Annotated in this window: 11 protein-coding genes, 1 tRNA gene and 1 pseudogene; 11 read left to right on the forward strand and 2 right to left on the reverse strand. The window is 75.7% G+C overall.

Annotated features, from left to right (window positions below; all coding sequences use genetic code 11):
• The 3 genes and pseudogenes from ACI79A_RS04455 to ACI79A_RS04465 all read left to right on the forward strand — a co-directional run.
• Entirely contained in the window at positions 1-234 is a 234-nt protein-coding gene (locus ACI79A_RS04455; RefSeq protein ID WP_457080346.1) for a DUF4244 domain-containing protein, read from the forward strand.
• A 9-nt stretch (positions 235-243) separates the two neighbouring features.
• Positions 244-621, forward strand: a complete 378-nt coding sequence (locus ACI79A_RS04460) for a TadE family type IV pilus minor pilin (RefSeq protein WP_457080348.1) — start codon at positions 244-246, stop codon at positions 619-621.
• A pseudogene (locus ACI79A_RS04465) lies at positions 618-962 on the forward strand (Rv3654c family TadE-like protein); the annotation flags it as partial. The gene ACI79A_RS04460 and the pseudogene ACI79A_RS04465, both read left to right, overlap by 4 nt.
• Positions 963-1,040: 78 nt before the next feature.
• Here ACI79A_RS04465 and ACI79A_RS04470 read toward each other — a convergent pair.
• Positions 1,041-3,515, reverse strand: a complete 2,475-nt coding sequence (locus ACI79A_RS04470) for a DEAD/DEAH box helicase (RefSeq protein WP_457080350.1) — start codon at positions 3,513-3,515, stop codon at positions 1,041-1,043.
• 64 nt (positions 3,516-3,579) lie between these two features.
• On the opposite strand from ACI79A_RS04470, the gene ACI79A_RS04475 reads away from it, so the two are divergent.
• From ACI79A_RS04475 to ACI79A_RS04510, 8 genes are all read left to right on the forward strand, one after another.
• Positions 3,580-5,973, forward strand: coding sequence for a sodium-translocating pyrophosphatase (locus tag ACI79A_RS04475; RefSeq protein WP_457080352.1), 2,394 nt, complete (start codon positions 3,580-3,582; stop codon positions 5,971-5,973).
• Positions 5,974-6,096: 123 nt separating this feature from the next.
• Positions 6,097-6,435: a hypothetical protein gene (locus tag ACI79A_RS04480; protein WP_457080354.1), complete on the forward strand. Its 339-nt coding sequence runs from the start codon at positions 6,097-6,099 to the stop codon at positions 6,433-6,435.
• Positions 6,432-7,973: an alpha/beta hydrolase gene (locus ACI79A_RS04485; protein WP_457080356.1), complete on the forward strand. Its 1,542-nt coding sequence runs from the start codon at positions 6,432-6,434 to the stop codon at positions 7,971-7,973. Before ACI79A_RS04480 ends, ACI79A_RS04485 begins: the two co-directional genes overlap by 4 nt.
• Positions 7,974-8,188: 215 nt before the next feature.
• Positions 8,189-11,047: a type I DNA topoisomerase gene (topA, locus tag ACI79A_RS04490; protein ID WP_457080358.1), complete on the forward strand. Its 2,859-nt coding sequence runs from the start codon at positions 8,189-8,191 to the stop codon at positions 11,045-11,047.
• A 14-nt stretch (positions 11,048-11,061) separates the two neighbouring features.
• Positions 11,062-11,805, forward strand: a complete 744-nt coding sequence (locus ACI79A_RS04495; protein WP_457080360.1) for a methyltransferase domain-containing protein — start codon at positions 11,062-11,064, stop codon at positions 11,803-11,805.
• A 218-nt stretch (positions 11,806-12,023) separates the two neighbouring features.
• A complete protein-coding gene (gene tmk / locus ACI79A_RS04500; protein ID WP_457080362.1) occupies positions 12,024-14,330 on the forward strand; it encodes a dTMP kinase in 2,307 nt (768 codons plus the stop codon).
• Positions 14,331-14,412: 82 nt separating this feature from the next.
• Positions 14,413-15,588 carry a DNA polymerase III subunit delta' gene (locus ACI79A_RS04505; protein WP_457080364.1) on the forward strand — a complete coding sequence of 392 codons (1,176 nt, stop codon included), beginning with the start codon at positions 14,413-14,415 and terminating at the stop codon, positions 15,586-15,588.
• A 59-nt stretch (positions 15,589-15,647) separates the two neighbouring features.
• Positions 15,648-15,720: transfer RNA gene (locus tag ACI79A_RS04510), tRNA-Thr, on the forward strand.
• Positions 15,721-15,893: 173 nt separating this feature from the next.
• On the opposite strand, the gene ACI79A_RS04515 is transcribed toward ACI79A_RS04510, so the two are convergent.
• Entirely contained in the window at positions 15,894-16,385 is a 492-nt protein-coding gene (locus ACI79A_RS04515) for an inorganic diphosphatase (RefSeq protein WP_457080366.1), read from the reverse strand.
• Positions 16,386-16,389: the final 4 nt, after the last annotated feature.

Below are 16,389 nucleotides of genomic sequence, written 5' to 3' on the forward strand. Positions count from 1 at the left end.
ATGACCGCGCGGGACGACGGGGGACGACGGGGCGGGCGGGTGGCGGCGGCGCTGAGCCGGCGCTGGGCGGCGGTGCGGCAGCCGGGGGAGGAGGGGATGAGCACCGCGGAGTACGCCGTCGGCACCGTGGCGGCCTGCGCGTTCGCCGCGGTGCTCTACCAGGTGGTCACCGGGGGATCGGTGCTCGCCGCGCTCGGTCGCCTGGTCGAGTCCGCCCTCAGCACGCTGTCCTGAGGAGTCGCCGTGCGCCGCAGCTCCCGCCCGGACCGGGAGGACGGGATGGTCACCGCGGAGACCGCGGTGGTGCTCCCCGTGCTGCTGCTCGTGCTGGCGGGTGCGGTCGCCGCGGTGGTCGTGGTCGCCGGTCAGCTGCGCTGCGTGGACGCCGCCCGGGAGGGGGCCCGGGCGGCGGCGCGCGGGGAACCGGCCGCCGTGGTGCAGCGGGTCGCGGGTGCCGCCGCCCCCGACGGCGCCGCGGTCGGCCAGGGCGGCAGCGGCGACACGGTGACGGTCACGGTCGCCGCGGTGGTCGCCCCGCTGGGCCCGGTGCCCTGGCGGGTCACCGTGACCGCGACGGCCACCGCCGTGCTCGAACCCGCTGCCGGCGGGGGCGGGCCGTGAGCCGGCGGCCGGGCGGCGAGGGGGAGCGGGGCTCGGCCACGGTGTGGGTGGTGGCGCTCGCCGGGCTGCTGGCCGCGCTGGGCGTGGCCGCCGTGCTCGTCGGCGCGGCGGTCGTCGCCCGCCACCGGGCCACGGCGGCGGCGGACCTCGCGGCGCTGGCCGCCGCCGGCGCCGCGGTGCAGGGAGACCCGGCGGCGTGCACCGTGGCCGGCGGGGTGGCGGCCGCGAACGGTGCCGCGGTGACCTCGTGCGCGGTCGGTGCCGGGGCGGTGGTGGAGGTGCACGTCCGGGTGCCGGTCCGCCTCGGCCCGCTTGGGGTGGTCGACGCGCGTGGGCGGGCCCGGGCCGGCCCGGTGCCGTCCGAGGGCCCGGGACCAGGAGACGCGGGACCAGGAGACGCGGGACCAGGAGACGCGGGATCAGAAGACGAGGTCGTCGGTGACCTCGCCGGCGCCGGGGATGCCGCGATCGGCCTGCTGCGGTGGCAGCCCGACGGGTTCGACCACCTCGGCGGGCCGGGTGCCCTCGGCGGGCAGCTCGGGCGCGGCGGCCAGCTCGTCGAGCACCACGTCGAGCACCCGGACGGCGCCGCGCTTGTCCAGCGGGTCGTTGCCGTTGCCGCACTTGGGCGACTGCACGCAGGAGGGGCAGCCGGACTCGCACTCGCAGCTGGCCACGGTGGCCCGGGTGGCCTGCAGCCACTCCCGCAGCACCGCGTAGCCGCGCTCGGCGAAGCCGGCGCCGCCGGGGTGGCCGTCGTAGACGACGATCGTGGCGGCACCGGTGTCCGGGTGCAGGGCGGTGGAGATGCCGCCGAGGTCCCAGCGGTCGCAGGTGGCCAGCAGGGGCAGGATGCCGATCGAGGCGTGCTCGGCGGCGTGCAGCGAGCCGGGCAGCGCGGCGTCGTCGACGTCGGCGCGGCCGATCGCCCGGTCGTCGAGGGTCAGCCAGACCGCGCGGGTGCGCAGCTGCCGGGGCGGCAGGTCCAGCGGGAACTCCGCCAGCACCTCCCCGGTGCCCAGCCGCCGGCGCTGGTAGGCCACCACCTGGTTGGTCACGTCGACCACGCCGGTGTGCGCGGTCACCGCGCCCAGCCGGCGGGTGCGCTCGATCGAGACGATCGACAGGTCCACGGTGTCCCGGGCGACCGTCGTCCACTCCGGGCTCTCGGCGTGCACCACCGCGCAGGCGTCCTCGTCGTCGAACTCGTCGACCACGAAGGTCTCCCCGCGGTGCACGTACAGCGCGCCGGTGTGCACCGTGGCGTGCGAGGCGTCCCCGTCGACGGTGCCCAGCAGCCGCCCGGTGTCCCGCTCGATGATCGACACCGGGGCTGCGCCGCTGCCCCGGATGTCGACGTCGGGCCGCCCCCGCCCTGCCCAGTACCAGCCGGTCGGGCGGGCCCGGAGCTGCCCGGCGGCCACGAGCTCGGCGATCTGCGCCTCGGCCACCGGCCCACCGAAGTCGGCGAGCTCCTCGGGGCGCAGCGGCAGCTCGGCGGCCGCGCAGCACAGCTGCGGGCCGAGCACGTACGGGTTGGCGGGGTCGGTGACGGTCGCCTCGACCGGCCGCCCGAACACCGCTCGCGGGTGGTGGGCCAGGTAGTGGTCCAGCGGGTCGTCGCGGGCGATGAAGACGACCAGCGACTCCCGCTGCGCCCGTCCGGCCCGGCCGGCCTGCTGCCACATCGACGCCAGGGTCCCGGGGTAGCCGGCCAGCACGACCGCGTCCAGGCCGGCGATGTCGATGCCCAGCTCCAGGGCGTTGGTGGTCGCCACCCCCAGCAGCTGGCCGCTGGACAGCGCGCGCTCCAGCTCCCGTCGCTCCTCGGGCAGGTAGCCGCCGCGGTAGGAGTCCACCTTCGCGGCCAGGTCCGACCGCCCCCGCGAGCGCAGGACCGCCCGGGCCTGCTCGGCCACCGTCTCCGCGCCGCGCCGGGAGCGGACGAACGCCAGCGTCCGGGCGTCCCGCTGCACCAGGTCGGCGAGCAGGCCCGCGGCGTCCGCGGCGGCCGACCGGCGCAGCGGGGCGCCGTGCTCGCCGGTCCGCTCGGTCAGCGGCGGCTCCCACAGGGCGAACGTGGCGCCCGGCCGCGGGGAGCCGTCCTCGGTCACCGCGGTCACCTCGGCGCCGACCAGCCGGGTGGCGGCCGCGGCGGGGTCGGCGACGGTCGCCGAGGCCAGCACGAACACCGGCTCGGCGCCGTAGCGGCGGCAGACCCGGCGCAGCCGGCGCAGCACGTGCCCGACGTGCGACCCGAAGACGCCGCGGTAGGCGTGGCACTCGTCGATGACGACGTAGGCGACCCGGCGCAGCGTGCTGGACCACTTCTGGTGCGCGGGCAGGATGCCGCGGTGCAGCATGTCGGGGTTGGTGACGATCCACCGGGAGTGGCGTCGCACCCACTCCCGCTCCTCGCCGGGGGTGTCGCCGTCGTAGGCGGCCGGCCGCACCGACGGGCCGGCCAGCGCCGCGACCGAGGCCAGCTGGTCACGGGCCAGCGCCTTGGTCGGGGCCAGGTAGAGCACGCAGGCCCGGTCGTCCTCGGCGAGCGCGGTCAGCGCCGGGAGCTGGTAGGCCAGCGACTTGCCCGAGGCGGTTCCGGTCGCGACGACGACGTGCGCACCGCTCCGGGCCAGCTCCGCGGCGGCCACCTGGTGGCTGAAGGGGGCGACCACCCCGCGGGCGGCCAGCCGGTCGCGCAGCTCCGCGTCCACCCAGCCCGGCCACGCCGACACCCGGCTGGGGCGGGCGGGGAGCCGGTGGACGTGGGTGACCGGGTCCTCGTCGTCCGCTGTGCCGGCCAGCAGCGACTCCAGCAGCTCGTCACCCGGCAGCGCCGCGGGTCCGGCCCCGGCGTCCGCGCGGGGCGGGGCGGGGTGGAGCGACGTCACGCCTCCCACTGTCACACCGGCGTGCAACCTGCCGGGCCGCCGACCAGTGCGAACAGCAGGGATTGTGCTCCAGATCACAAAGGCTCTGGTGGAACCGCGCGGGCTGCGGCACAGTGCGTGCCACGCCGGGACCCTCCCCGAGCGCGAGCCCGGGGGTGGCCGGCCGGTGCGCGCCCACCTCGCCGCGGAGGCCCCGATGCCCGACGCCGACCTGTCCGGAGGAGACATCGCCCTGGTGGCGGTCGTGCTCCTCGTCTCCCTCGCCGCGCTCGGTTTCGCCGCCTGGCTGGTCCGCGCGGTCCTCGCCGCCGACCAGGGCACGGCGTCGATGCAGGAGATCGCGACGGCGATCCAGGAGGGGGCGGGGGCCTTCCTGCGCCGCCAGTTCCGCACGCTGGCGGTCTTCGCGGTGATCGTGTTCCTGCTGCTGCTCCTGCTGCCGGTCAGCGACGGAGGGCTGGGCACCCGGCTGGGCCGGGCGGCGTTCTTCCTGGTGGGGGCGGCCTTCTCCGCCAGCGTCGGCTTCATCGGCATGACCCTGGCCACCCGGGGCAACGTGCGGGTCGCGGCGGCCGCGGCCGCCGGCGGGCACCGCCCCGCCTTCCGGATCGCGTACCGCACCGGCGGCGTCTGCGGGATGATCACCGTCGGTCTCGGCCTCTTCGGCGCGGCGCTGGCGCTGCTGCTGTTCCAGGAGACCGCACCCGTGGTGCTCGAGGGCTTCGGCTTCGGCGGGGCGCTGCTGGCCATGTTCATGCGGGTCGGCGGCGGCATCTTCACCAAGGCCGCCGACGTCGGGGCGGACCTGGTCGGCAAGGTGGAGGCCGGCATCCCCGAGGACGACCCGCGCAACGCCGCCACCATCGCCGACAACGTGGGCGACAACGTCGGCGACTGCGCGGGGATGGCCGCCGACCTCTTCGAGTCCTACGCGGTCACCCTGGTCGCGGCGCTCATCCTCGGCCAGGTCTTCCTCGGCCCGGTCGGGATGGTCTTCCCCCTGGTGGTCGCGGCCATCGGGGTGATCGCCTCGATGGTGGGCATCCTGGCCAGCAACCCCCGCGGCGGCGACCGGTCCTGGATGACGCCGGTCAACCGGGGCTTCTTCGTCTCCGCGGCCGTCTCGCTGGCGCTGGTCGCGGTCGCGTCGTTCACCGTGCTGCCGGCGCTGTCCGGCGGGCTGGACGTGCCGGTCAGCCCACAGGTGCTCGGGTTCCTGTCGGTGCTGATCGGGATCGTGCTGGCCGCCGCCATCCAGCAGCTCACCGGCTACTTCACCGAGACCTCCCGGCGCCCGGTGCGCGACGTGGGCCGCAGCTCGCTGACCGGCCCGGCCACCGTCATCCTCTCCGGCATCTCCCTCGGCCTGGAGTCGGCGGTCTACGCGGCGCTGCTGATCGGCGGGGCGGTCTACGGGGCGTTCCTCATCGGCGGGGCGGCCGCCCTCTACGCCGTCGCGCTGGCCGGCTGCGGGCTGCTCACCACCGCCGGCGTCATCGTCTCGATGGACACCTTCGGCCCGGTCAGCGACAACGCGCAGGGCATCGCGGAGATGTCCGGGGACGTCGACGAGGCCGGCGCCCAGGTGCTCACCGACCTCGATGCGGTCGGCAACACCACCAAGGCGATCACCAAGGGCATCGCGATCGCCACCGCGGTGCTGGCCGCCACGGCGCTGTTCGGCTCGTACAACGCGAGCATCGGCGACGCGCTGGACGACGCCGGGGCGGCCCTGGGGGACGCCTTCACCCTGGTCTCGCCGAACAACGTCGTCGGCGCGGTCATCGGCGCCGCCGTCGTCTTCCTCTTCTCCGGGCTGGCGATCAGCGCCGTCTCCCGGGCGGCGGGGCGGGTGGTGTTCGAGGTGCGCGAGCAGTTCCGCACCCACCCGGGGATCATGGCCCGCACCGAACGCCCCGACTACGGCCGCGTGGTCGACATCTGCACCCGCGACTCGCTGCGCGAGCTCACCACGCCGGGGCTCCTCGCGGTGCTCGCGCCGGTCGCCGTCGGCTTCGGGCTCGGGTTCGGCCCACTGGCCGCCTACCTGGTCGGGGCGATCGCCACCGGCACGCTGATGGCGGTCTTCCTCGCCAACTCCGGCGGCGCGTGGGACAACGCCAAGAAGATGGTGGAGGACGGCGCGCACGGCGGGAAGGGCAGCGAGGCGCACGCCGCCACCGTCATCGGCGACACCGTGGGTGACCCGTTCAAGGACACCGCCGGGCCGGCGATCAACCCGCTGATCAAGGTGATGAACCTGGTGGCCCTGCTCATCGCCCCGGCGGTCGTCGGCCTCTCGGTGGGCGACGACCAGAACGACACGGTGCGGGTGCTGATCGCGCTCGGCGCCACGCTGGTCATCGTCGCGGCGGTGGTGGTCAGCAAGCGCCGCTCCGTCGTCGTCGGTGGGGACACCGACACCGCGGCCGCCACGCTGAGCGCCAGCGCTCCCTGATCCGCCCGCCGGTGTGGATGACGCCCGCGGCTGTGGACGACGGCGCACACGGCACCCGTACCGCCGCCCAGCATCGTCTCGCCGGCCCCACCCGGGGGACGCGCGAGAGCGGGGGAGGGTGCGGTGTCCGGACTCGTCTCGGTCCAGCTGGACGCGCTCGGGCAGCTGCGCGGCGAGCTGGCCGGGCTGGGGGTGGAGCTCGCGGACGACGCCGGGCTGAGCGGTGCCACCGGACGCTCACTGGCCAGCGCGCTGCCCGGTCCGGTCGGGGAAGCGGCGGCCGACGCCGGTGTCCGGTGCGCGGAGCTGGCCGGGGCCCTCGCCGACCGGACGTCGGCGGTGGCCGCGGTGCTCGACGCCGCGCTGACCGCCTACCGGGCCGCCGACGCCGGGCTGGCCGCCCAGCTGGCCGCCCTCTCCCCGCCGGTCGACCCGCCCGGCGGGCCGCTGGTGCCGCGGTGAGCGCGCCCCTGCTGGAGCAGATGGCCGCCTGGGACCTGCCCCAGCTGCGCGGCTGCGTCGGCACCCTGGCGCTGGTCGCCGACCGGCTGACGCCCTGGCGGGTGCGGCTGGACGCCCTCGGCCGGCAGCTGGCCACGGCCGAGTGCTGGTCGGGCGATGCCGGGACGGCGGCCGCGGGTGCGCTGCTCGAGCTGTCCGGCGTGGCCAGCGGCGTCGGCCGCCGCGTCGACGACGCCCTCGCCGCGCTGCACCGGCTGGTCGGCGCCGCCACGGAGGCCGCCGAGCACGCCGCCCGCGCGCTGGCCGTCGCCGGGTGGGCCGGGCTGCTGCTCGACGACGACGGCCGGGTCACCGGGCTGCCTCCGCAGCCGCACCCGTTGATGGCCCCGGACCAGGCGGCGGAGCTCGCCGCCCGCCGGTCGACCGCGGAGCACGCCGCCGCGCTCGCCGCCGGCCTGGCCGGCGAGGCGCGGGCAGCGGGGGACCGGGCGCTGGCCGCCGCCGTCGCCGCCGGCGAGGCGCTGGCCGACCTGGCGCCTGGCCCGGCGGTGGTCACCTTCGCCGACCTGCTGCCGCGGCTGGCTCCGCCGGGCCCGGTCGTGGCCCCGGCGCCGCCCGGGGCCGATCCGGTGGCCACCGCCGCGTGGTGGACCGGGTTGAGCGCGCCCCAGCAGCTGACCGCCATCGCGACCCGTCCCGACGCCGTCGGCGCGCTCGACGGGCTGCCGGGGTGGGCCCGCGACCGGGCGAACCGGCTCCGGCTGCAGGCGGCGCTGGCCGACCTGCCGCCCGGTGCGGCCCGGGAGGCCGCCACCGCGGTCGCCGCCCAGCTGGCTGCCGGGGACGGCGGCCCCCTGCCGCTGCAGTTGCTGGTCTTCGACCCCGGGCAGGGGCTGGCGGCGCTGTCGGTCGGTGACCTCGATGCCGCGCAGGCGGTCGCCGTCCTCGTGCCCGGCATCCTCACCACGGTCGCCGACGACCTCGCCGGACTGGCCGGTGCCGCCGCGGACGTGGTGTCCGCCGCGACCGCGGCCGCGCCCGGGCTGGCCGTCGCGGCGGTGGCCTGGCTGGGGTACCGCACCCCCGGGCTGCTCGGCGCCCTGCAGCCGGTCACCGCCGTGCAGGCCGGGCGGGTGCTGGACCGCACGCTGGACGGGCTCGCCGCGGCCCGGGGCGGACCGGGGGCACCACCGGCGGTCCGCACCACGGTCGTGGCCCACAGTTACGGCACGCTGGTCGCCGGGCAGGCCGCACGGGCGCCCGGCCGGCTCGCTGCCGACGCCGTCGTCCTGCTCGGCAGCCCCGGCACCGGCGGCCGGGCGTCCCGGCTGGAGGCCGAGGAGGTCTACGGCGCGTGGACGCCGGTCGACCCGGTCAGCATCAGCGGGTACTACGGCCCCAGCCCGGCCGACCTGGGCTACGGCGACGTCCCGCTCCCCACCGACCCCGGCCAGGGCCACACCGAGTACTACGACCGCGACCGGCCGACGCTGGCCGCCGTCGGCGCGGTCGTGGCCGGCGCCGGCCCGGTCAGGTGACCGTCCTGCCGCCCGGCGGAAGGGGTTCGGGAGCCCGGGAACCGCAGCGTGCGCCGACCGTTGACCGGGCGGCGGCGCGCCCGGATCGGCTCGCCGCCCGGCCTGGTGTCCGGGCGGTGGCCTACCGTGGCGCCTGCCGAACGGGTGCAGCTCCGCCTGCCCCGTGTGCGCCGGGCGGAGCCCGGCGCCTGCACCAGCACCCTGACAGGAGTCCCGTGCCGCCCTCCAAGACCACGAAGTCCGCCACCAGCACCGGTGCCCGTGCGCCGCGCAAGCGCGCCGCCGCCGCCGGGTCCCGGCCGCTGGTCATCGTGGAGTCGCCCACCAAGGCGAACAAGATCGCCGGGTACCTGGGCAGTGACTACGTCGTGGAGGCCAGCGTCGGGCACATCCGTGACCTGCCGCGCAACGCCGCCGACGTGCCGGCGGCGCACAAGGGTGAGTCCTGGGCGCGCCTCGGCGTCGACGTCGACCACGGCTTCGAGCCGCTCTACGTGGTCAGCCCCGACCGCAAGCAGCAGGTCACCCGCCTGAAGCAGCTGGTCAAGGAGGCCAGCGAGATCTACCTCGCCACCGATGAGGACCGCGAGGGCGAGGCGATCGCCTGGCACCTGATCGACACCCTCAAGCCGTCGGTCCCGGTGCGCCGGATGGTCTTCCACGAGATCACCCCGGAGGCGATCGCCCGGGCGGTGGCCAACCCCCGTGAGCTGGACACCGCGCTGGTCGACGCGCAGGAGACCCGCCGGATCCTCGACCGGCTCTACGGCTACGAGGTCTCCCCGGTGCTGTGGAAGAAGGTGCTGCCCAAGCTCTCGGCCGGCCGCGTGCAGTCGGTCGCCACCCGCATCGTGGTCGAGCGCGAGCGGGAGCGGATGGCCTTCACCTCCGCCGACTACTGGTCGCTGGAGGGCACCTTCGCGGTGCCCCGCGCCGCCGGCGCGGACGAGGGGGAGCCGACCACGCTGCGGGCGCGGCTGGTCAGCGTCGACGACAGCCGGGTCGCCACCGGGCGCGACTTCGACGCCGCCACCGGCCGGGTCACCGGCGACGTGGTGCACCTGGACGAGGCCGGTGCGCGTGGCCTGGCCGCGCGGCTCGAGGGCCGCCAGGTCGCCGTCAGCCGGGTCGACGAGAAGCCCTACCGTCGTCGCCCCTACGCGCCATTCACCACCTCGACGCTGCAGATGGAGGCCGGCCGGAAGCTGGGCTGGTCGTCCGCGCAGGTCATGCGGGTCGCCCAGCGGCTCTACGAGAACGGCCACATCACCTACATGCGGACCGACTCGACCAACCTGTCCGACGAGGCGATCAACGCCGCCCGCCGGCAGGCGCGGGAGCTGTACGGCGACGCGTTCGTCCCCGCCGAGGCCCGCCGCTACAAGGGCAAGGCCAAGGGTGCCCAGGAGGCGCACGAGGCGATCCGCCCCGCCGGTGACTCCTTCCGCACCCCGGGCCAGCTCGCCGGGCAGCTGGGCCGGGACGAGTTCCGGCTCTACGAGCTGATCTGGCAGCGCACGGTCGCCTCGCAGATGGCCGACGCCGTCGGGCAGACGGTGAGCATCCGGCTGGCCGGCCGCTCCACCACCGACGAGGCCGTCGAGTTCACCGCGTCGGGGCGCACGATCACGTTCCCGGGCTTCATGCGCGCCTACGTCGAGTCCCGTGACGAGGGAGCGGCGGCCGGGGGCGACGACGACCACGGCAGCGACGACGCCGAGCGCCGGCTGCCCCGCGTGGAGCGCGGGCAGCAGCTGGACACCACGGCGCTGGACCCCAAGGGCCACACCACCTCGCCGCCGGCCCGGTACACCGAGCCCAGCCTGGTGGCCCGACTGGAGGAGCTGGGCATCGGCCGGCCCTCGACCTACGCGTCGATCATGCAGACGATCCAGGACCGCGGGTACGTGTGGAAGAAGGGCTCCGCGCTGGTGCCCTCCTTCATCGCCTTCGCGGTGGTCAACCTGCTCGAGCAGCACTTCTCCCAGCTGGTCGACTACGACTTCACCGCCTCGCTGGAGAACGAGCTGGACGAGATCGCCCAGGGCGACCTGGGCCGGGTCGACTGGCTCACCGAGTTCTACTTCGGCGGAGAGGGCCGGCACGCCGGGGCGATCGCCCGGTCCGGCGGCCTCAAGCAGGTCATCGGGCAGCGGCTGGAGGAGATCGACGCCCGCGGCGTCAACTCCATCCCGCTGCGCGCGGTGGCACCCAACGGCGACCCGGTGGTCGTGCGGGTCGGCCGGTACGGGCCGTACCTGCAGGCCGGTGGCGAGGACGGCGCCCGGGTGAGCATCCCGGAGGACATCGCCCCCGACGAGCTGACCAGCGAGAAGGTCGCCGAGCTGCTCGACGCCCCCAGCTCGGACCGTGAGCTGGGCACCGACCCGGAGTCGGGCTTCCCGGTGGCGGTGAAGGCCGGCCGCTACGGGCCCTACGTCACCACCCTGGTGCCCGAGGGCAGCAAGGAGCAGCCGCGCACCGCGAGCCTGTTCAAGTCGATGACGCCGGAGACGGTGACCCTGGAGCAGGCGCTGCAGCTGCTGACCCTGCCGCGGACGGTCGGCACGGACGCCGACGGCCAGGAGATCCAGGCGCTCAACGGCCGTTACGGGCCCTACCTCAAGAAGGGCACCGACTCCCGCTCGCTGGAGAGCGAGGACGCGCTCTTCACCATCACCCTCGACGAGGCGCTGGCGATCTTCGCCCAGCCCAAGCAGCGCGGCCGGGCGGCGGCGAAGGCCCCGCTCAAGGAGCTGGGCCCGGACCCGGTCAGCCAGGGGCAGGTCACCGTGCGGGAGGGCCGCTTCGGGCCCTACGTCACCGACGGCGAGGTCAACGCCAGCCTGCGCAAGGGTGACGACGTCGAGACGATCACCCTGGAGCGGGCCGCCGAGCTGCTCGCCGACCGCCGCGAGCGGGCGCCGGTGAAGAAGAAGACGGCGAAGAAGACGGCAGCCAAGAAGGCGCCGGCGAAGAAGGCCACCGCGAAGAAGGCGACCGCGAAGAAGACGACGAAGAAGGCCGCGCCGGCAGCCGCCGACGTCGCCGAGCCGGTTCCCGCGAACAGCTGAGGCAGGGCAGCGCGGTGGAGGGGTGGGACCAGCGCCGGACGTCGTTCGGCGCGGTCGCCGCCGCGTACGCCGCGCTGCGCCCCTCCTACCCGGCCGACGCGGTCGCCTTCCTGCTCGGGCCCCGGCCGTTGCGGGTGCTCGACCTGGGTGCCGGCACCGGGCTGCTCACCGACGTGCTGCTCGCGGCCGGGCACGAGGTCGTCGCCGTCGACCCGACGCCGGGCATGCTCGACCAGCTGCGCGCCCGGTTGCCGCGGGTCGAGGCCGCCGTCGGCGGGGCGGAGGCGATCCCGCTGCCCGACGGTGACGTCGACGCGGTCGTGGCCGGGCAGGCCGCGCACTGGTTCGACGTCGCTCCTGCGGCCGCCGAACTCCGCCGGGTGCTGCGTCCGGGCGGCGTCGTCGGGCTGGTCTGGAACACCCGGGACGCGCGGGTGCCCTGGGTGCGCGCCCTTGGCGAGCTGCTGGCCGACGAGGCGCGCGACCACGAGGCCGACCAGACGGTCGTGGCCCGGTTCGCCGCAGAGCTCCCCGCCGACGTCGCGATCGCCGACTCCGGCATCGTCCAGGAGGTCACCGCTGAGCAGGTGGTGGCGGGGATCGGCACCCGCAGCTACGTGGCCACCATGGACGCACCGCGCCGCGCGGTGTTCCTCGGCCGGGTGCGGGAGCTGCTCGCCGAGCACCCCGACACGCGCGGCCGCGCCGTCCTCAAGCTCCCGTACACCACCCGGGCGCACCGGCTGACCCCGCGCTGAGGGGCTGGAACCCACTGTCCGGGTCCGAAGCCGGGCCGTGGCGTCGTCGTCGACCGGTACGGTGACCCCGCCGCCCGTGGCGCGACCGCCACCCGTTCCTCTCACCCCCGGGGGTCCCGATCAGCTCCGACCCGGACGGGCCGTCCTCGCACGGGCCGTCAGCAGACAACCGGCCGGGTGCCGGTCCCGCAGCCGTACCCGGGGCCGGGTCCGGTGGGGTGGTCGACAGTGCCCCGGACGCCGACGAGCCGGGCGCCGTTCCCGCCGACGGTCTCGCCGGGGCCGGCACGCCGACGCCCGACGGCGCCGGGGTGCCGCTGGCCGGGCTGCCCGAGCGTCCCTGGCGGGCCGAGCACGAGGCCTCCGGAGCCGAGCCCGGCAGGGACACCGCCCAGGGGGCCACGGGGAGCGACGAGCCGGCCGGGGACGGCGACGGGATCGACGGCGGCGTCGGCATCGGCGCCCGGATCCGCGCCGTCCTGCGGGTGCGGGACTTCCGCAAGCTGTGGTTGTCCACCGCGCTGTCCAGCTTCGGCGACTGGCTGGGGCTGCTGGCGATCACCTTCACCGCGTACTCGCTGGTCGACGGGTACGCGGCCAACTTCGCCCTGGGTGGCGTGCTGCTCTTCCGGCTGCTCCCGGCGATCGTGCTCGGCCCCCTTGCCGGCGCCTTCGCCGACCGGTTCGACCGGCGCAAGACGATGGTCGTCTCCGACATCCTGCGCTTCGGGCTCTTCGCCTCCATCCCGATCGTCGGAGACCTGCTGTGGCTGTTCATCGCCCAGTTCCTGATCGAGGCGATCAGCCTGTTCTGGATCCCGGCCAAGGACGCCGCGGTCCCCAACATGGTCCGGAAGGACCAGCTGGAGGCGGCCAACCAGCTGTCGCTGGTCACCACCTACGGCCTCACCCCGGTGCTGGCCGCCGGGGTCTTCGCGGTGCTCACCGCCGCCGGCGGGCTCCGCGAGGTCGTCCCCGGTCTCGACGAGGCCGACCTGGCCCTCTACCTCAACGCGCTGACCTTCCTGGTCGCCGCGATCGTCATCTGGAACCTGCCCTCGATCAGCGGCCGCCGGGCCGAGGGCACCAAGGTCACCGGCGACGGCTTCCTGAGGTCGCTGGTGAAGGGGTTCTCCTTCGCCGGGCACACCCCGCTGGTCCGCGGCCTGGTCGTCGGCATCACCGGGGCCTTCGTCGCCGCCGGTGTGGTCATCGCGACCGCGCAGGCGTTCGTGGTCTCGATGGGCGGTGGAGCGGCCGCCTACGCGCTGCTGTTCGGTGCCGTCTTCGTCGGTCTGGGTGCGGGCATCGCGGTGGGCCCCAGCGTCGCCCGGGACCTGTCCCGGGAGCGGCTCTTCGGCGTCGCGATCGTCGGCGCCGGTGCTGCGGTCGGTCTGCTGGCCTGGACCTTCACGCTGTGGCTCGCGCTGGGCCTGGTCCTGCTGATGGGCTTCTTCGCCGGCATCGCCTACCTCGCCGGCTTCACCCTGCTGGGCACCGAGGTCGAGGACGAGCTCCGCGGGCGCACGTTCGCGCTGGTGCAGTCCTTGGTCCGCGCGTCGCTCATCCTGTCGCTGGCCGTCGCACCGTTCGGCGTCGGGCTGATCGCCCGGCACACCGTCGACCTGGGCCCGGTGGCGCTGACGATCACCGGTGAGCGGCTGATGCTGTTCGTCGCGGGCCTGCTCGCCGTCGGTGTGGGCGTGATCGCCTACCGCCAGATGGACGACGGCCGCCCGGTGCCGCTGATCGCCGACGTGGTCACCGCGCTGCGCCGGGACACCACGGCCCGCCGCCGGCTGGCCGGGGGTGGGGTGCTCATCGCCTTCGAGGGCGGGGAGGGTGCCGGCAAGTCGACCCAGGTCCGCCGGCTCCACGAGTGGCTGACCGAGGAAGGGCTGGGAGCCCGGACGACGATCGAGCCGGGGGGCACGCCGTCCGGCGGGCGGATCCGGTCGATCCTGCTCGACCCGGCCAGCTCCGGGCTCTCCCCGCGCGCGGAGGCGCTGCTCTACGCCGCCGACCGGGCGCAGCACGTCAACGACGTCCTCCGGCCCGCGCTCGACGCCGGCGAGGTCGTCATCACCGACCGGTTCGTCGACAGCTCGCTGGCCTACCAGGGTGCGGGCCGCACCATCCCGATGGACGACGTCCGCTCGATCTCCCGCTGGGCCACCCAGGGCCTGCAGCCGGACCTCACGGTGCTGCTGGACCTGCCCCCGGAGGTCGGCCTCGCCCGTGCCCGCGGGCGGGCCGCCGCCGACCGGATGGAGTCGGAGTCGCTGGACTTCCACCAGCGGGTCCGCCAGACCTTTCTCGCCCTGGCCGAGGCCGAGCCGGACCGCTACCTGGTGCTCGACGCCCGGCAGTCGCCCGACGAGCTGGCCGCCGCGATCCGCCGGCGGATCAGCGTGCTCCTGGAAGGGCTGCCGCTCCAGCAGCCGGTCAAGCTGCCGACGCCGCGGGGTCGCCGGGGGAGCGAGCACGGCGTGCAGACCGGCGCCACCCCCCAGTTGCACCCTTGAAGGACCCCGCTGCCCCCACGCCTCGCACGCTCGGCGCGGGCCCCTGCAGCGGGGCCGACACTGAATGGGGAAAGGTGACCACGTGAGCGCTACCGGGGTGTGGGCCGACGTCGTCGGTCAGCCCGCGGTCGTCGCCGAGCTGCAGGCCGCCGTCGCCACGCCGACGGCGATGACGCACGCCTGGCTGTTCACCGGCCCGCCCGGCTCGGGGCGCTCGGTGGCCGCCCGCGCGTTCGCCGCCGCCCTCCAGTGCCCCGCCGGCGGTGACGGCACCTGCCACGAGTGCCGGACGGTGCTGGCCGGCAGTCACGCCGACGTCCACCGGGTGGTGCCCGAGGGCCTGTCCATCGGTGTCGCCGAGGTGCGGCAGATCGTCCGCACCGCCGGGCGCGCGCCGTCCGGGGGCCGGTGGCAGGTGGTCGTCGTCGAGGACGCCGACCGGATGACCGAGCAGGCGTCCAACACGGTGCTGAAGATGCTCGAGGAGCCGCCGCCGCGCACGGTCTTCCTGCTGTGCGCGCCCTCGCTGCACCCCGACGACGTGCCGGTGACCATCCGGTCGCGCTGCCGGGTGGTCGCGCTGCGCACCCCTCGGATCGACGCGGTCGCCGAGGTGCTCACCCGGCGCGACGGCATCGACCCGGCGCTGGCCGCCTGGGCGGCGGCGGCCGCCGGCGGGCACGTCGGCCGGGCCCGGCACCTGGCCCAGGACGAGTCGGCCCGGCTGGCGCGCAAGTCGGTCCTGGACATCCCGCTGTCGCTGGTCTCGCTGGCCGCCTGTCTGAACGCCGCCGACGACCTGGTGGCTGCCGCCAAGGACGAGTCCGACCGGACCACCGCCGAGGTCGACGCGGTGGAGACCGACGCGGTCAAGGCGAGCCTCGGCGTGGGCGCCCGTGGGCCGGGGGTGGCCGCGGCCAGCCGGGGCGCGGGTCAGCTCAAGGAGCTGGAGAAGCGGCAGAAGTCCCGGGCCACCCGGCTCGGCCGTGACTCGCTGGACCGCGCACTGGTCGACCTCGCCGCCCTCTACCGGGACGCGTTGGTGATCAGCTCGGCCGGGGGAGCGGCCGGTCCGGGTGTGCCGCTGGCGCACCCGGATCGGCGCGCGGACGCGGTGGAGCTCGCCCGGCGGATCGGCGCCGACGGTGCGCTGCGGCGCATCGACGCGGTGCTGGCCGCCCGCACGGCGTTGGAGCAGAACGTCAAGCCGCAGATCGCGGTGGAGGCGCTGACCGTGGCGCTGCGGCTGCCGGCGTGAACCACCGGGGGCTGCGCAGCACCGGCTCGCCGGTGCCGTAAGCTCTGCGACGCACGCCCGCCGCCTTAGCTCAGTCGGTAGAGCATCTCACTCGTAATGAGAAGGTCGTCGGTTCGATTCCGACAGGCGGCTCTCTGTTCCCCTCGGTCGGGCCCCGGTTGCGCCCGACGCCGCTCCCGCGCCGTGACGCGGTCACGCGGAACTCACGACCAGACGTCGACGGCGGCGCACCCGGGTGGGTGCGCCGCCGTCGACGTGCGTGCTCGGCGATCCGGCCGGAGCCGGCGTCAGGGGGTGGACAGGGGTCAGTGGCCGCCGGCCTCGAGGGCCCGCTTCCGGGAGGCCTCGATCTCGGCCTCGGCCTCGGCGCGGCCGACCCACTCGGCGCCCTCGACCGACTTGCCCGGCTCGAGGTCCTTGTAGGTCTCGAAGAAGTGCTGGATCTCCAGCCGGTCGAACTCCGAGACGTCGCCGATGTCCTGCAGGTGGGCCACCCGCGGGTCGGTCGCGGGCACGGTGAGGACCTTGTCGTCGCCACCCGCCTCGTCGGTCATCCGGAACATGCCGATCGCCCGGCAGGTGATGAGGCACCCGGGGAAGGTCGGCTCCTCCAGCAGGACGAGCGCGTCGAGCGGGTCACCGTCCAATCCGAGGGTCTCCTCGATGTACCCGTAGTCCGCCGGGTACCGCGTCGAGGTGAACAGCATCCGGTCCAGGCGGATGCGTCCGGTGGCGTGGTCCAGCTCGTACTTGTTCCGCTGGCCCTTGGGGATTTCTACCGTCACGTCGAACTGCACGCCG

It is taken from the genome of Modestobacter sp. SYSU DS0657, from assembly GCF_054050925.1.